Origin of the sequence: Pseudomonas sp. 8Z (assembly GCF_902506535.1) — a bacterium.
In the GTDB taxonomy this organism is placed as follows: domain Bacteria; phylum Pseudomonadota; class Gammaproteobacteria; order Pseudomonadales; family Pseudomonadaceae; genus Aquipseudomonas.
In genome coordinates this window covers 170,941-184,702 of sequence record NZ_LR733825.1, presented here as the reverse complement: position 1 = coordinate 184,702, position 13,762 = coordinate 170,941, and the positions used below count along the sequence as shown (strand labels likewise).

Genomic DNA, 13,762 nt, shown 5'->3' with positions numbered 1-13,762 from the left:
CGGCATGGATATGGACGAAGTACTCAAGATATTCATCGCCGAGAGCCGGGAACTGCTCGAACAGATGGAGGAAGCCCTGCTGGTGCTGGAAAGCGCCCCGGATGACGCTGATACCATCAATGCGATCTTTCGTGCGGCCCACACCATCAAGGGCTCGGCCGGCCTCTTCGGCCTCGACTTGATCGTCGGCTTCACCCATATTGCCGAAAGCGTGCTGGATCGGATTCGCAATGCCGAACTGCGCTTCGACGGCACCCTGACCGCTCTGTTTCTGCAGGTGGGCGACCACCTGGGCCTCCTGATCGACCTGCTCGATGAAGGCCAGACACTCGACCAGCTCGACCCTGCCCTGCTCGAACAGAACCATCAACTGGGCGACCAGCTCAGTCTCTATATGGACGCGCCGCAGAACACGAGCAACCTGCCGTCCAGCAATGGGCTGGTCGAGCGCAGCAGTGGCGGCGGCGTCAGCGCCGACCATTGGCACCTCTCGCTGCGTTTCGGCCCGGACACGCTGCGCAATGGCATGGATCCGCTGTCGCTGCTGCGCTACCTCAACACCTTCGGACGCATCGTCAGCATCGTACCGCTGCTCGACCGCGTACCGCCGGCCGCCGAGATGGATCCGGAAACCTGCTACCTGGGCTTCGAAGTCGCCTTCTCCAGCGAGGCGGACAAGGCCACCATCGAAGGGGCTTTCGAGTTCGTCCGCGAGGACAGCCTGATCCGCATCCTGCCGCCCAACAGCAAATCCGAGGAATACCTGGAGCTGATCCGCACCTTGCCGGAAGAGGACATGCGCCTCGGCGAAATCCTCATGCGCTGCGGCACCCTGACCGCTGCCGAACTGCAGGAGGTGCTGCACACCCAGGTGCAAGGCCAGCAACAGGCTGAAGCGCGCCCCATCGGCCAGGTGCTGATGGAAGAGAGCCTGGTGCAGCCGCCGGTGATCGCCGCCGCCCTGCAGAAGCAGCAACAGGTCAAGGAAAACCGCAGCAACGAAGGCAACCTGATTCGCGTCGATGCCGGCAAGCTCGACCAACTGATCAACCTGGTCGGCGAACTGATCATCGCTGGCGCCGGGGCGCGCATGACCGCTCAGCAATGCGGCCATGCCGAAATGCTGGAATCCACCGAACTGCTCTCACGCCTGGTCGAGGAAGTCCGCGACAGCGCCCTGACCCTGCGCATGGTGCAGATCGGCGCTACCTTCAACCGCTTCCAGCGCGTGGTACGCGACGTCTCCAAGGAGCTGGGCAAGGACATCGCCCTGTCCATCAGCGGCGGCGAGACCGAACTAGACAAGACAGTCGTCGAGCGCATCACCGACCCGCTCACGCACCTGGTGCGCAATGCCATGGATCACGGCATCGAGTCGCAGGCCATGCGCCAGGCGCGGGGCAAGCCAGCACAGGGCAACGTGCGCCTTAACGCCTACCACGATGCCGGCAGCATCGTTCTGGAAGTCGCCGACGATGGCGGCGGTCTCGATCCGCAGCGCATCCTGGCCAAGGCCCGCGAACGCGGCCTGATCAGCGAAGGGCAGACGCTGACCGAGAAGGAAACCTTCAACCTGATCTTCGAGCCGGGCTTCTCCACCGCCGAGCAGGTCAGCAACCTCTCCGGTCGCGGCGTCGGCATGGACGTGGTCAAGCGCAACATCACGGCCCTGCGCGGCAGCATCGACCTGGACAGTACACTCGGCGAAGGCACCTGCGTACGCATTCGCCTGCCGCTGACCCTGGCCATCATTGATGGCTTCCTGGTCGGCGTCGGCCAGGCCGGTTACGTGATTCCGCTGGATCTGGTCGAGGAATGCATCGAGCTAGAGGTCAGTGCCCGCCATGATCGCGGCCACATCTCGCTACGCGGCGAAGTGCTGCCGTTCATCCGCCTGCGCGAGTTGTTCGACGAAGCCGGACAGCCGCCCAGGCGTGAGAACGTCGTCGTGGTCAGCTACGCCGGGCAGCGTGTCGGCCTGGTGGTCGACCATCTGATGGGCGAGTTCCAGACCGTGATCAAGCCGCTGGGCAAGTTGTTCGAAACCTGCCGTGGCGTTGGGGGCTTCACCATTCTGGGCAGCGGCGCCGTGGCGCTGATTCTCGATATCCCCAGTCTGCTCACCGACCTGTCCAGTTCCACGACGAATGCGGCTCCGCTCACCAGCGAAGCCTGAAATCAGCCAATGAGCGCACATCATGAGTCTTCCTGATAATCCGGCGAGTTCGCCGCAGCACCCGGTGGCAATGCTCCCGCCCTCAGGTGCGGTGGTTGACGAGCAAGACGCCTCGCGCCAGTACCTGACCTTCGAACTCAACGCCCGACGCTATGCCCTCGACGGCCTGAGCGTGCGCGAGATCATCGAATACCCGCAGCTTACCCGTGTGCCCATGGCAGCCTCGTGCATCCATGGCGTGATCAACCTGCGCGGCGCCGTGGTGCCGGTGATCGACCTGGGCCTGCGCTTCGGCCAGGGCCCAAGCCGCATCGACAAGCGCAGCTGCATCATCATCGTCGAAGTGGTGGCCGAAGAGGACGCCCAGGTACTGGGCATCATCGTCGACGCCGTCAGCGAAGTGCTGGAGGTCGCCGCCGCGCAGATCCGCCCGGCGCCCGCGTTCGGCAACCCCATCCGCAGCGACTTCATTCACGGCATGGTGCGCCAGGGTGACGACTTCATCGTCCTTCTGACCATCGAAAACACCCTGGCGGTCGCCGAAATTGCGGCTTCCGGCAACAAAGCACGCACCTGAGCAACCGACCAGGTCATATGGAGAAAGTAACCATGTTCAAGAATATGAAAGTGGCGACCAAGCTGGGGCTGGGCTTTGGCATGGTCGTGCTCCTGCTGATAATGGCGACGCTGCTGGGGATCATACGCATGAGTGCGATCAATGATTCCAGCACCTTCATCGTCGAGGATCGCTACGCCAAGGTGCTATTGGCTCAAAGCATCAAGGACGAGACCCTCAATCAAGCTCGTTTCATCCGCGATATCTTGCTGGTTGACGATAGCGCCTCTGACGAGAAGAACCGTGAGTTGATCAGTGCAAGCCGCCAACGCCGTGCGGATGCCACCGAAGAACTCGGGCGCATGATCAATACGCCGGAAGGGCGCGAGCTGTTGGCTAAGGTCAATACGGCACGAGATGCCTTAGGCAAACGCTACGATGAAATTTTCACCATGCTCGATGATCAGCAGCGCGCACAAAGCTATCTGTATGAGCAGTTGATTCCCACCAACAACGAATTGCTCGCAACTGCAGATAGCATACTCAAGTTCCAGGCTGGGCTGATGGATAAGAGTGCAGACGAAGCCACGGCCCTCTACGAAGAGTCTCGTTTGCAGCTGATGATCATCGGCGGCGTGGCAGTCCTTATTTCCGTTCTCCTGGCCTGGCTGATCACCCGCAGCCTGGTACGCCAGCTCGGCGGCGAGCCGGGCTATGCCGCAGAGGTGGTGTCGCGCATCGCCGAAGGCGACCTGCGTGTGCAGATCAATACCCGCCCAGGCGACACCACCAGCATGCTGGCCGCCATCCACGGCATGTCGCAGCGCCTGGCGCAGATCATCTCCGAAGTGCGCAGCAACGCCGACGCGCTGACCAGTGCCTCGGAAGAAATCTCCGCGACCGCGCAGAGCATGAGCCAGGCAGCCTCCGAGCAGGCGGCCTCGGTGGAGGAAACCAGCGCCTCGATGGAGCAGATGTCCGCCTCCATCGCGCAGAACACCGAGAACGCGCGCATCACCGACGGCATGGCGAGCAAAGCCAGCGGCGAAGCCAGCGAGGGTGGCCAGGCGGTCAAGGAAACCGTACGCGCCATGAAAACCATCGCCGACAAGATCGGCATCGTCGATGACATCGCCTACCAGACCAACCTGCTGGCCCTCAACGCTGCCATCGAAGCCGCGCGTGCTGGTGAGCACGGCAAAGGCTTCGCCGTAGTTGCCGCCGAGGTGCGCAAGCTGGCCGAACGCAGCCAGGTCGCCGCCCAGGAAATCGGCGAGGTGGCCAAGTCCAGTGTGCAACTGGCCGAACGCGCCGGCAGCCTGCTCGATGAGATCGTGCCGTCTATCGCCAAGACCTCGGATCTAGTACAGGAGATCGCCGCCGCCTCCGAAGAGCAAAGCTCCGGCGTCGGCCAGATCAGCAGCGCCATGAATCAGCTCAACGAAATCACTCAGCAGAACGCATCGTCTTCCGAAGAGCTGGCCGCCACCGCCGAAGAAATGAGCGGCCAGGCCGAGCAACTGCAACAGTTGATGGACTTTTTCAAACTCGACAGCAGCACCGCTGCGCGCACGGCGCAACGTCCCGCCCAAGCGCAACGCCGCAACAAGCCACCACGGGCTACGCCGCTCGATGACGACGCCTCCACCTTGATGGCCGGCGGCCTGCCAGCAGGCTACGTGCGCTTTCAGGAGTAGTCGATGACTGCCGACACCGACCGTATTGCCGGCCAGTACCTGACCTTCGCCCTGGCCCAGGAGCTGTTCGCCGTCGATATCCATGCCGTACGCGAGATCATCGAGTACGGTCACCTGACCAGCGTGCCGATGATGCCGCCGAGCATCCTCGGCGTGATCAACCTGCGCGGCGCCGTGGTGCCGGTCATCGACCTGGGGCTGCGCTTCGGCGGCCACGCGACGGTCATCGGTTCGCGCACCTGCATCGTCATTCTGGAGATCGCCACGGACGAGGGCATGCGCGTGATCGGCATGGTGGTCGATGCGGTCAGCGAAGTGCTGGAACTGAGCGCCGACCAGATCGAGCCCGCCCCGCGCTTCGGCAATCGTATCCGCGCCGACTTCATTCGCGGCATGGGCAAGGTGAACGAGCGTCTGGTGGTGTTACTCAACGTGGGCCGCGTCCTGTCCGATGACGAGATCAGCCTGCTGGATCAGGCCGCCACCCAGGACCAAGCATGAGCAGCACCTCCATCGCGCTCAGTGATCGCGAGTTCGCCCAGTTTCGCCAATTGCTCTACAACATCACCGGCATCAGCCTGTCCGATGCGAAGAAGCCGCTGGTGGCAGGGCGCCTGGGCAAGCGCTTGTACGCATACGAACTCGATAGCTACAGCGAGTACTTGCGGCATATCAGCCAAAGCCCAGCAGAGCTGCAAACCTGTGTCGACCTGCTGACCACCAACGAAACCTACTTCTTCCGCGAGCCCAAGCATTTCGACTTCCTGCGCGAGCGCCTGAGCCAACCGGGCCTGATCCCCAGTGGTCGCCCTCTGCGCATCTGGAGCGGCGCCTGCTCCAGCGGTGAGGAGCCTTACAGCATCGCGCTGTTATTGGCCGATGTTCTCGGCGATAGGCCCTGGGAAATTCTTGCCTCGGATATCAGCCAACGGGTGCTTGAACGGGCCCGCACCGGCGTCTATCGCTTGGAGGACAGCCAAGACATCCCCCGGCAGATGCGTATAAGCCATTGTTTTCGCGGCGTGGATGGCAACGCAGGCAACATGCTGATATGCCCAACGATTCGTCGGCGTATCCGCTTCGAGCAAATCAACCTGAACAACGCACTGCCGGAAACCGGTCAGTTCGACGTGATCTTCCTGCGTAACGTGATGATCTACTTTAATAGTGAAACCAAGCGTCACGTCGTGAAACGCCTGCTGAGTCGCCTGCGGCCTGGCGGTTACTTTCTGATCAGCCATTCGGAGAGCCTCAACGGCATCGACGACACGCTCAACATCGTCAAGCCGTCGATCTACCGCAAACCCGATGCCTAGACCTGCTGTACCTCACGAGGTTTACCTGCGTCCCGGTGATCTGCACTTCACCGGCGCCAACACGCGCATCCGTACCCTGCTGGGCTCGTGTGTTTCCCTGGTATTCTGGCACCCGCGCCGACGCCTGGGCGGTATGTGCCATTACATGCTGCCCACCCGTGGCCAGCCCACGGCCAAGCTGGACGGGCGTTACGGCGACGAGGCCATGCTCCTGCTGCTCGAAGCGATCCACGCTCACGGCACCCACGCCAGCGAATACCATCTGCGCATCTTCGGCGGCGGCAACATGTTCCCCAGTGTCAACGGCCGCAACAAGCGGCATATCGGTCAGCAGAATATCGACATGGCCTACAAGCTTCTCGCCATGCACGGTTTGAGGAGCCATGGCGAACACGTCGGCGGAACCGGCCATCGGCACCTGATCTTCGACATCAGCAGCGGCCAGCTAGCTCTCAAGTTATCCCCCAACGGATCCAGCAGTGGCGCCCCCACTGGAGTGTTACCTACATGAAACCCATCAAAGTCATGATCGTCGACGACTCCGCAGTCGTGCGTCAGGTGCTGAGCTCGGTACTGGGGGCCGACCCGGCCATCGAAGTGCTGGGCACGGCTGCCGACCCATTGTTCGCCCTGAACAAAATGGAGCGCGAATGGCCCGACGTAATCGTGCTGGATGTGGAGATGCCACGCATGGATGGCATCACCTTTCTCAAGAAGCTCATGGCCGAGCGGCCGACACCCGTGGTGATCTGCTCGACCCTCACCGAAAAAGGCGCCAGCACCACCATGCAGGCACTGGCGGCGGGCGCCGTGAGCATCGTCACCAAGCCGCAGATGAACCTGCGCAAGTTCATCGTCAATGCCAGCGATGACCTGCTCGGTGCCGTCAAGGCTGCCGCCCAGGCCAAACTTCGCCAGATCAAGGACAAACCTGTAGCCGCAGCCAAGCACAGCGCCGATGCGCTGCTGCCACCTGTCAGCCCAACGGCCATGGCCCGCACCACCGAGCGTATCGTTGCCATCGGTACCTCCACCGGCGGCACCCAGGCACTGGAGTACGTGCTCACCGCATTGCCACGCGTGTGCCCCGGTATCGTCATCGTCCAGCACATGCCCGAGCGTTTCACCGCCGCCTTCGCCGAGCGCCTCAATAGCCTGTGCCAGATCGAAGTGCTAGAGGCTCGGCATGGCGACCGGGTCATCCCTGGCCGCGCCCTGATCGCGCCCGGCGGGCGCCATATGCTGCTCAAACGCAGCGGCGCACAGTACATGGTCGAAGTGGTCGACGGCCCCCCCGTAAGCCGCCACAAGCCCTCGGTCGATGTGCTGTTTCGCTCCACCGCACGCGCGGCGGGAACCAACGCCACCGGCATCATCATGACCGGCATGGGAGACGACGGCGCTCGCGGCCTGCGCGAAATGCACGAAGTAGGCGCGGTTACCTTCGGCCAGGACGAAGCCAGTTGCGTGGTTTACGGCATGCCCAAGGAGGCCATGAAACTGGGTGCAGTCAGCCGGGAAATCCCCTTGCAGCAGATACCGGCCCACATCCTTCGCAACGAGCGGCCTTGAGCGCTATCGGATCCCAAACGCGGCCTGACACAACGCATCAACACGCAGCCCAGCGCTCACCTGCTGACGTCAAAATATTGCCCAGACTTGCTCTAGGGCGCACGTTCCACAGCATTTCCTTATTTTTCGGAGGTTATTTAGCGCGCTCGCATTCCCTTATCTAGACTCCTGATTACTGCATTGCCATCAACCAGAGGTCTTTGGACAAGGAGTCGCGAATGCGCCTTCAATCGATACGAGTACAGATGATTCTGCCAATAGCCCTGCTGGCGCTGATTCTGGTGAGTTTGTTGCTGTTGATGCTGCTGATGAGCAAGATTCAGCAAGATGCCATGCGCAAGCAGGCAGAAAACTACTTCGATGCAGTCGCGTTGGTGCTCAATGCAGATCGCGATATCTACCAAGCCGCAATCGCTCAGGAACACCTGATCAGTCGTACAGGCAGCATCAGCGATAACAACAAAGACTTTGCCGATAACGCCCAGCAGGTCAAAGACCGCTTCAATGGTTTTCGCCAATTACTCGCTGACGAGCCCACGGTCATCGCGCCATTCAGCGACTTCGAAGCGCTCTACACACAATGGCTGGAGGCCAGTAATAGCCTCAATGGCAAATTCCAGAGCGCAGACACTGTCATCAGCCCTCAGCACGATGAAAAATTCCAGGCCATGCGCTCACTGCTCGACGCAGCCGGGGAACAACTGCGCCAGCACACCCAACAGCGCAAGAACGACGCACAAAACGACACCGACCTGCAGCAATACGTCGAGGCGCTCTCGGTCATCCTCAACGCTGACCGCGACCTTTATCAGGCTCTCCTGGCCCTACAAAGAATCAGCGGTGGCAATGGCAGCATCGCCGATAACCGCCAGGCTTTCGAAGAAAATACCCGCCAAGCCCTGCAGCGCTTTCATGACTTTCGCAGCTACCTGATCCGCGAACCGGAACTGACCAAGCCGTACGAGGGCTTCGATGCGCTCTTTCAAGAATGGATGCGCAGCAGTCAGGCCCTCATCAGTGCGTCAGAAAACACCAACCGCACGCTGATCCCGCAAGAAAAAGCCAAGGTGGACGAATACTTCAGTGCCGTACGTGAGGTACTGGACAAGGCCGGCGAGGCCATTTCAGATCATGCCCGCAACCAGAAGGAGGCCGTCAAGGAGCGGATCGCCCACTACGAGAAAATCGCCATGTTCACCATCGGCATCGCCTTTCTCATCGCGCTGGCCGTGGGTTACTACATACCGCTGAAGATCACACAGGACGTCCAGCACATCGCCCGCCGCATTCGCGAGATAGCCGATGGCGACGGCGATCTGACCCAACGTATCGACTCCAACTCAGGCAATGAACTGGGTGACCTGGCCAAGGAATTCGACAGTTTCGTCGAACACCTGCGGAAGATCATCGGCGTCATCAAACACCAGTCCAATGCGTTGGGTGACACCACAGGTCAGCTCAATACCGTATCCGAGCAGGCCGGGCGTATCAGCGAGGGACTGGTCAATGCCTCTGACTCCATGGTCAGTGCGGCGACCGAAATGAACGTCTCCAACCAACAGATGGCCGAATTGGCCAAGGTAACCGCACACGAAGCCAGCCATTCGAGCCAGATGACCGATCAAGGCGCCAATGCCGTGACCTTGTCCAACCGAGCCATCGAGCAACTGGTCAGTGATATCGAGCTGGCGCTCAATCGCTCAGCCGACCTCGAAAAAAGCTCAGCCGCCATCACCTCGGTGCTGGAGGTGATTCGCACGATCGCCGAACAAACCAACCTGCTGGCCCTCAATGCCGCCATCGAGGCCGCCCGCGCCGGTGAGCAAGGCCGTGGGTTTGCTGTGGTCGCCGATGAGGTTCGCACCCTGGCAACCCGCACGCAGGACAGCACGCGGGAGATCGAAACCATGATCGAGCGCCTCAAGGTAAGCGTTGCCGAATCGACCACAGCGATCCAGAACAGCCGCCGCAATGCGGACAACACCGTGCAGAACATCAACCAGATGATCAGCATTTTCGACACCCTGCGCAGCTCATTCGGCAAGGTACAGGAAATGGCCAGCCAGACTGCCTTGGCGACCGACGAGCAAGCCAAGGTCTCCCACCACATCAGTGAGAACCTCACCATGCTGCGCGAACAAAGCGACAGCGTGCGTGCCATGTCCGGCCAGGTCAAAAGCCAGTCACAGCAGATATCCACCCTGTATCAGGCGCTCAATAAGCAGGTGGATAGCTTCAAGGTCTGACACCGAGCGCCTGCCGGTTACGCGCCCCGGCAAGCGTGCCGTAAACCCTCCACGCTCACAAGGGCAACCATCAAGGAAGGCTTGAAACGATGCACACGACAGATGCCCTGCTTGAACCCATCTGGCAGTCGGCACCCGTTGGCCTGGGGCTGCTGGATCTGAACGGTTGCCTGCAGCGGGCCAACCCCGCCCTGCTACGGATGATTGGCGCGCCGTTAACCGTTCCCGCACCACAGCCCCTGACACACTGGCTGCACCCGCAGGATCGCGATGCCCTGACCCACGCCCTGGCGCGTGCCGGCAGTCAGCAAGCCGACATCCCATGTGGCGAGCTACGTCTGCGCAACGCGCAAGACACCTACCAGTGGTTGAGAACCAGTGTTTCCGGAGTGTCCGCAGGCGGAGCCGAGATCGACCGATTCCTGATTCGCCTCAGCCCACCACGCTCAACCCAGGAACGTGCCGAACTCACTTACCTGCTCAGTTTCGCACTCGACTACACCGCCGACGGCGCCCTGCTGCTCGATGACGCCCTGAATATCCGCTACCTCAACGAAGCGGCCTGCAGCCTGCTCGGCCAGGCGCAGCGTTACCTGCAAGGCCAGAGCATCGGCCAGGCCTTGCTCCCCCTGGCGCACTACAGCGATGAACAGTTGCAGGAGCTGGTGCAGAACCAGCGCGCACTGCAACTGCAATTGAACAACCCCCTGGACGGCAGCCACCGCTATGTCTCGGTGAAGTTCACCCGTTTCCACTATGACCGGCGCGGCTACAGCCTGGCCTTGCTGCATGATCTCACCGAACAACAGCGCCTGACCGAAATCCTCCAACAGAACGAACGCCAGTTCCGCACCCTGATCGAAAACACTCACGACGCCATCGGTCGCGTCACCCCCGACTTCCGCCTGCTGTATGCCAACCCGGCACTGGAAGCCTTGTGCCAACTGCCACTACGAGAGGCCAAGGGCCGCTCCGCGCGCGATGCTTTTGGCAACAACTCGCAAGTCGACATCATGGCCGACATGGTGCGCGAGGTCGCGCAAAGCGGTACGGCCGTGGAAGAAGAACTGATCCACGGCATCGACGGCCCCAGCGAGCAACAGCTCCACTACCTGGTGCAACTGGTTCCCGAGTACAGCGCCAATGGCGAGATCGTCAGCGTTCTATCGCTGGGGCGCGACATCACCAGCATCCGTAAGGCAGAAAAGCGGCTGGCCGACAGCAACCAGCAGTTACGCGAACTGACCAGCCGCCGTGAATCGGCCAGGGAAGAAGAGCGCAAGCTGATCGCCCAGGAAATCCATGACGAACTCGGCCAGCACCTGACAGCCCTGCGTATGGGCATTTCCATGCTGCATCTGCAATTCGGCCCCCAGGCACCCGGTCTGGATGACGCAGCCAACAAACTGATGGGCTTGTGCGACCGCACCATACAGGTGGTACGTTCCATCGCCACCAGCCTGCGCCCTGCGGTTCTCAACATGGGGCTCTACCCGGCGCTGGAGTGGCTGGTCGAAGAGTTTCGCCAACACACGCGGATCGCCTGTGAACTCACCACCTACAGTGAAGAGCCAGCCTTGTCCGACGCCCAGGCCACCACCGCCTTCCGCATCGTTCAGGAAGCGTTGAACAACGTCGCCCGCCACTCCGGCGCCACACGCACGCTGGTGAGCCTCGACCGCATCGACGACGGCTACCGCCTGGATATCACCGACAACGGTTGTGGCTTCGACCCCAGCCAGGCCAACAGGCGCTCACTGGGCCTTGCCGGTATGCGAGAACGCGGCCTGAGCCTGGGCGGTGAAGTGGTCATTTTCAGTCATCCCGGTCAAGGCACCACCGTCCAGGCAACCCTGCCCGTCCAGTCAACTCAGGAGAGCTCATGACGCGAATCATGATCGCGGATGATCACACCCTCATGCGCAACGGTCTCAAGCAACTGATCGAATTCGACAGTCGCCTGCAAGTCGTGGCAGAAGCCGAAAACGGCGGTCAGGTGCTGGAAAGTCTGCGCAATGTCGACATCGACCTTGTCCTGCTGGACATGAGCATGCCCGGCATCAGTGGCGAGGATCTGATCGCCCGCATTCACAGCCACTACAGCAAACTGCCCATTCTGGTGCTGAGCATGCACAACGAGCCGCAGATCGCCCAGCGCGCACTGCGCGCAGGTGCCCACGGCTATTTGACCAAGGATCACAACGCCGAAACCCTGCTCGCCGCCATCAACAAAGTCGCTGGCGGTGGCCGCTATCTGGATCCGCGCATCGCCGAGCAACTGGCCTTCGCTAAGGCAGAACCCCGTGGCAGCGGCCTGGAAAGCCTCTCGGATCGAGAGTTCCAGATCCTGCGTCTGCTGGCCGACGGCCTGAGCGTCAATCAGATCGCCGAGCGCCTGGCCATCAGCAACAAAACCGTCAGCACCCACAAAACCCGCCTGATGGAAAAGATGGGCTTCAATTGCAATGCCGACATCATCCGCTTCGCCATGACGGAACAATTGGCACGGTAGGAAAAGCCCTACAAAAAAAAGGAGTGTCCCTACGCCATCATCGGGATACACCGATGCTCCAGCCCCGCACCACCGATCATTCTGTCAACCAACACTGAGAGCCTACCCCCCGGCTTCGTTGCTCGATGGAGTGTGAACGTGACCGCTCAAACCACGCCCCCATGGATGCCCTGGCTTGCCGCTGCATTGGTCAGCAGCGCTAGTTTGGTTCTCGTCTGGCTGACCCTCCAACTCCCCAGCACCTACTGGCTGGCGGCAGCACTGCTACCAGGTGCGCTGCTGCTGGCCAACATGCGCAGCCTGGCCAGCAAGCAGGCAACTGCACTTGAACAGGCTTACCAGGCAGGCTTCAGCGCTGGCCAGGCAGAAGAAGCCGTGCACCACGTCGACGGGCTGGCAGACCTCTGCCGCAGCATCTCCCCCGTCTGGTCGCAACAGATAGAAGCGGCCCGTCAGCACACGCAGACCGCCATCGAATCGCTGAGCGAGCGTTTCACCGAACTGGCCATGCGGATCAATGCCGTGGTCAGCACGGGCAACCAGAGCGACGAACAATCGCTGCTCAATCTGCTCGCCAGCAGCGAGCACGAGTTAGAAGTGATCATCAGCCAACTGCGCGAAGCCCTGAGCAGCAAAGAAGCCCTGCTGGCCGAGGTGATCAACCTCAGCGGCTATACCACGCAACTGCGCACCATGGCCAAGGAAGTCGGTGACGTCGCCAAGCAGACCAACTTGCTGGCACTCAATGCCGCCATCGAAGCCGCGCGGGCCGGCGAAGCCGGGCGCGGTTTCGCCGTCGTCGCCGATGAAGTGCGCAAGCTCTCCACCCTCTCCGAAGCCACCGGCAAACGCATCGACGAAACCATTGAAACCGTCAGCTCGGCCATCGAGCGCACCTTGCAGGTATCCAACGAGCACGCCGACCGCGATGCCAACACCCTACAAGGGGCCAGCCAGATCATCCGCCGAATTACCGAGGATCTGCGCAACAGCGCCACCCACCTGGTTGAACACGGCGCGGCACTCCAGCAAGAAAACCAGGCGGTCGGCGCGGAAATTTCCGAAGTACTGGTAGCCCTGCAATTCCAGGATCGGGTCAGCCAGATGCTCGGCCACATGCGCGACGACATCGAGCGCCTGGCGGAGCACCTGAGCGAGCCCTGCGAGCGGGTCGACGCCCGCACCTGGCTATCGGAGCTGGCCCACACCTACACCATGCCTGAGCAGCACGACATCCATCACGGTCGCAGCGGTGCTGCCGCTGAAAGCACTTCCGACATTACTTTCTTCTGAGGACATGCCCATGACCAAGACCATTCTTATCGTCGACGACTCGGCCTCCATTCGCCAGGTCGTCGGCATGACCCTGAAAAGCGCCGGCTATGAGGTCATCGAAGGTGTCGACGGCAAAGATGCCCTGACCAAGCTCGACGGGCGCAAGGTGCACCTGATCATCAGCGACGTGAACATGCCGAACATGGATGGCATCACCTTCCTGAAAAACGTCAAGCAGATGGCCAACTACAAGTTCACCCCCGTGATCATGCTCACCACCGAAGCCGGCGACGCCAAGAAAAGCGAAGGCCAGGCCGCAGGCGCCAAGGCCTGGGTGGTCAAGCCGTTTCAACCGGCGCAGATGCTCACCGCCGTTTCCAAACTGATTCTGCCCTGATTCGCGAGGTGCTCC

Annotated in this window: 11 protein-coding genes and 2 pseudogenes; all 13 read left to right on the top strand. The window is 61.3% G+C overall.

Annotated elements, in window-relative coordinates:
• Positions 1-4: 4 nt before the first annotated feature.
• Positions 5-2,176, top strand: a complete 2,172-nt coding sequence (locus AERO9A_RS05110) for a chemotaxis protein CheA (RefSeq protein ID WP_159970849.1) — start codon at positions 5-7, stop codon at positions 2,174-2,176.
• A gap of 22 nt (positions 2,177-2,198) precedes the next feature.
• Complete coding sequence (locus tag AERO9A_RS05105) at positions 2,199-2,753, top strand: chemotaxis protein CheW (RefSeq protein ID WP_159970848.1); 555 nt, start codon at positions 2,199-2,201, stop codon at positions 2,751-2,753.
• A gap of 32 nt (positions 2,754-2,785) precedes the next feature.
• A complete protein-coding gene (locus AERO9A_RS05100) occupies positions 2,786-4,429 on the top strand; it encodes a methyl-accepting chemotaxis protein (RefSeq protein ID WP_159970847.1) in 1,644 nt (547 codons plus the stop codon).
• Positions 4,430-4,432: 3 nt separating this feature from the next.
• Positions 4,433-4,930, top strand: a complete 498-nt coding sequence (locus AERO9A_RS05095) for a chemotaxis protein CheW (RefSeq protein WP_159970846.1) — start codon at positions 4,433-4,435, stop codon at positions 4,928-4,930.
• Positions 4,927-5,745 (top strand): protein-glutamate O-methyltransferase CheR, encoded by an 819-nt coding sequence (locus tag AERO9A_RS05090; RefSeq protein WP_159970845.1) that lies wholly within the window; start codon positions 4,927-4,929, stop codon positions 5,743-5,745. The genes AERO9A_RS05095 and AERO9A_RS05090 overlap by 4 nt, the downstream gene beginning before the upstream one ends.
• Positions 5,738-6,256 (top strand): chemotaxis protein CheD, encoded by a 519-nt coding sequence (locus AERO9A_RS05085; RefSeq protein WP_159970844.1) that lies wholly within the window; start codon positions 5,738-5,740, stop codon positions 6,254-6,256. Before AERO9A_RS05090 ends, AERO9A_RS05085 begins: the two co-directional genes overlap by 8 nt.
• Complete coding sequence (locus AERO9A_RS05080; RefSeq protein ID WP_159970843.1) at positions 6,253-7,317, top strand: chemotaxis response regulator protein-glutamate methylesterase; 1,065 nt, start codon at positions 6,253-6,255, stop codon at positions 7,315-7,317. Before AERO9A_RS05085 ends, AERO9A_RS05080 begins: the two co-directional genes overlap by 4 nt.
• A gap of 218 nt (positions 7,318-7,535) precedes the next feature.
• A pseudogene (locus tag AERO9A_RS22710) lies at positions 7,536-8,705 on the top strand (HAMP domain-containing protein); the annotation flags it as partial.
• A 132-nt stretch (positions 8,706-8,837) separates the two neighbouring features.
• Positions 8,838-9,563, top strand: a complete 726-nt coding sequence (locus tag AERO9A_RS22705; protein ID WP_372239650.1) for a methyl-accepting chemotaxis protein — start codon at positions 8,838-8,840, stop codon at positions 9,561-9,563.
• 89 nt (positions 9,564-9,652) lie between these two features.
• A complete protein-coding gene (locus tag AERO9A_RS05070; RefSeq protein ID WP_159970841.1) occupies positions 9,653-11,449 on the top strand; it encodes a PAS domain-containing protein in 1,797 nt (598 codons plus the stop codon).
• A complete protein-coding gene (locus AERO9A_RS05065) occupies positions 11,446-12,075 on the top strand; it encodes a response regulator transcription factor (RefSeq protein ID WP_159970840.1) in 630 nt (209 codons plus the stop codon). Before AERO9A_RS05070 ends, AERO9A_RS05065 begins: the two co-directional genes overlap by 4 nt.
• Positions 12,076-12,789: 714 nt before the next feature.
• Positions 12,790-13,368 (top strand): annotated as a pseudogene (locus tag AERO9A_RS22700) (methyl-accepting chemotaxis protein); the annotation flags it as partial.
• Between the two features lie 10 nt (positions 13,369-13,378).
• A complete protein-coding gene (locus AERO9A_RS05055; RefSeq protein ID WP_159970838.1) occupies positions 13,379-13,747 on the top strand; it encodes a response regulator in 369 nt (122 codons plus the stop codon).
• The last annotated feature ends 15 nt before the right edge of the window (positions 13,748-13,762 follow it).